At 72.3% G+C, this 2772-nt stretch carries 2 protein-coding genes; one reads left to right on the top strand and one right to left on the bottom strand.

Features of this window, described 5'->3' with window-relative positions; all coding sequences use genetic code 11:
* The first annotated feature begins 34 nt into the window (after window positions 1-34).
* Entirely contained in the window at window positions 35-1966 is a 1932-nt protein-coding gene (glxA, locus tag H5J30_RS25735) for a radical copper oxidase GlxA (protein WP_181789733.1), read from the top strand.
* A 152-nt stretch (window positions 1967-2118) separates the two neighbouring features.
* Here the strand turns inward: glxA and H5J30_RS25730 are convergent.
* Window positions 2119-2772 (bottom strand): glycoside hydrolase family 6 protein (locus tag H5J30_RS25730; protein WP_181789732.1); only part of this gene is annotated, 654 nt, incomplete at its 5' end.

The raw sequence follows: 2772 nt of genomic DNA, 5'->3' as shown, positions 1-2772 counted from the left end.
GACCACCACTGCGACGACGAGCGGGAGCTGATCCATGGGGTACCGGCCCGGCAGACGGTTGAAGAAGGCGGCGATAGGCACGGGCGTGGTCCTGCTGCTCGCGGGGCTCAACGCCCCCGCGGCCATCGGCTTCGCCGAGGAGCAGTACCACGAGTACCGGATATCCCGGCCCGGGTACCAGGCGCAGTACGGCTCCTGGCAGGTGCAGGACACCCCGGACTCGTACCGGCTCAACGCCATCCACGCCACGCTGCTGCACACCGGCAAGGTGCTGCTCATAGCCGGCTCCGGCAACGACGAGGAGCAGTTCGACGCCGGCACGTTCCGCACCATCCTGTGGGACCCGCAGAAGAACAGCTACGAGGAGATACCCACCCCCGCCGACCTGTTCTGCGCCGGCCACACCCAGCTCGCCGACGGCCGGCTGCTGGTCGCCGGCGGCACCGCCCGCTACGAGCTGCTCGACGGCGACGTGGAGCGCGCCGGCGGCCGGATGCTGGTGAAGAACGAGGACCCGGACAAGTCCGTCAGGCTCAAGAAGGGCACCGGCTTCATAGCCCCCTCCGGACTCGTCTACCGGACCACCGCCGCGGTCACCGTCCCGGCCGCGGAGAAGAAGGCCGCCAAGCGCGGCAAGGCGGTCGTCACCGCCGCCGAGGCCAACGTCTTCGTCGAGGCCGAGGAGGACGGCCGCGGCTACGTCCAGGACCGGCAGGCGCAGTACGCCGTCGAGGGGCTGGCCGGCAAGGACGCGGACAACGTCTACGGCATGGCGCAGAAGCTCTCCATGGACAAGCAGGACTTCCAGGGGATCAAGGACACCTTCGAGTTCGACCCGGTCGAGGAGCGCTACGTGCGCGTCGACCCGATGGACAAGGCCCGCTGGTATCCGACGCTCGTGACGCTGCCGGACGGCAAGGTCCTGTCGGTCTCCGGTCTCGACGAGTCGGGCGAGATCCTCTACGGCGACAACGAGGTCTACGACCCGGAGACCAAGAAGTGGGCCGAGGCGCCCAACCGCTACTTCCCGACCTACCCCGCGCTCTTCCTCACCGAGGGCGGCAAGCTCTTCTACTCCGGCGCCAACGCCGGCTACGGCCCGGCCGACCGCGGCCGCAAGCCCGGGATCTGGGACCTCAAGGACAACTCCTTCACCACCGTCCCCGGCATCACCGACCCCGACCAGCTGGAGACCGCGGGCTCGCTGCTGCTGCCGCCCGCGCAGGACCAGAAGGTCATGGTGCTCGGCGGCGGCGGGGTGGGGGAGTCGGCGAAGTCGACGCCGCGCACCTCGATCATCGACCTGACCAAGGACGAGCCCGCGTACGAGGACGGCCCCTCGCTGCCCCAGGGCACCCGCTACCTGAACAGCGTGATCATGCCGGACGACACGGTCTTCACCAGCGGCGGCTCCGAGGACTACCGCGGCCGCGGCGACAGCGACATCAAGAAGGCGCAGTTCTACGACCCGGGCACCAACACCTTCACCCCCGCGGCCGATCCGGAGGTGGGCCGCAACTACCACTCCGAGGCCGTGCTCCTGCCCGACGGCCGGGTCGCCACCTTCGGCTCCGACTCCCTCTTCGGCGACAAGGCCAACACCCGGCCCGGCACCTTCGAGAAGCGCATCGAGATCTTCACGCCGCCCTACCTGCACAGGGCGGACGACGCGACGCGGCTGAAGATCGGCGCGGGGCCCGAGCGCCCGGAGCGCGGGCGGGAGGCGACGTACGAGGTCGAGGGCGCGCGGCGGGTGGCGAAGGCGCGGCTGATCCGGCCGGGTTCCGTCACCCACGTCACGGACGTCGAGCAGCGCTCGATCCAGCTGGACGTCGAGAAGAGCGCCGGGAAGGTGACGGTGACGGTGCCGGAGGACCCGAGCCTGGTGCCGCCGGGCTGGTACATGCTCTTCGTCGCCGACGGCAAGGGCGTGCCGTCCGAGGCGAAGTGGGTGCACGTGCCCTGACGAGCCCGTCGGCGGGGCCGCTGCCCCTCGGCCCCGCCGGCGTACCAGGCCGCGGGCGGGCGCGTACCGGATCGGACGGGCGCGCCCGCGGCCCGCAGTGGCGCGCGCCTGCTGTCTGCCGGGCGCGGCTGCGGCCCGTACGGGACGGGGCGTCAGCCCGCGCGGCGGGCCAGGCCCAGGGCGTAGTCCGGCCACCACGCGCCGGCCTTGGGGCCCCCGCGGCACGGCCCGTCCGACTCACCGGGGCGCTTGACCCACAGGAAGGCGTCGGCCCGCTCCTCGCCGGTCCGCGTCGTCGGCGGCTCGCCGAGGGCGCGCCCCGGCGGGTTGCACCACACCTCGTTCGGGGCGCCGGTCAGCGGGCCGTTGCCGTTGCGGCTGGTGTCGATGACGAAGTGGGCGCCGCCGAGCATGTCCGAGAGCCGGCGGCCGTAGGCGAGTTGCTCGCCGGTGCGCTGGAAGTTGGAGACGTTGAGCGCGAACCCGTCGGCCTCGCCGACGCCCGCCTGCCGCAGGGTCTGGGCCAGCTTGCCGGGGTCGGAGATCCAGGCGGAGTTCCCGGCGTCGAGGTAGACCCTGACGCCCGGGTGCTGCTTGAGCCGGGCGATGGCCCCGGAGATCAGCCGGTAGCGCTCCTCGTGCAGCTCCGGCGGGGTGCAGCCGTCCACGACGTGCGGGATGGCGTCGGGTTCGAGGATCACCACCGCCTTCGCGTCGCCGATGCCGTCGGCGAAGGAGCCGATCCAGCTCTCGTACGCGGCGGCGTCGGGGGCGCCGCCCGCGGAGTGCTGGCCGCAGTCGCGGTG

The organism is Streptomyces phytophilus (assembly GCF_013870535.1).
Taxonomy (GTDB): domain Bacteria; phylum Actinomycetota; class Actinomycetes; order Streptomycetales; family Streptomycetaceae; genus Streptomyces; species Streptomyces phytophilus.
Note: the sequence above shows the minus strand (reverse complement) of the source record. Positions and strands in the feature narration are given on the sequence as shown.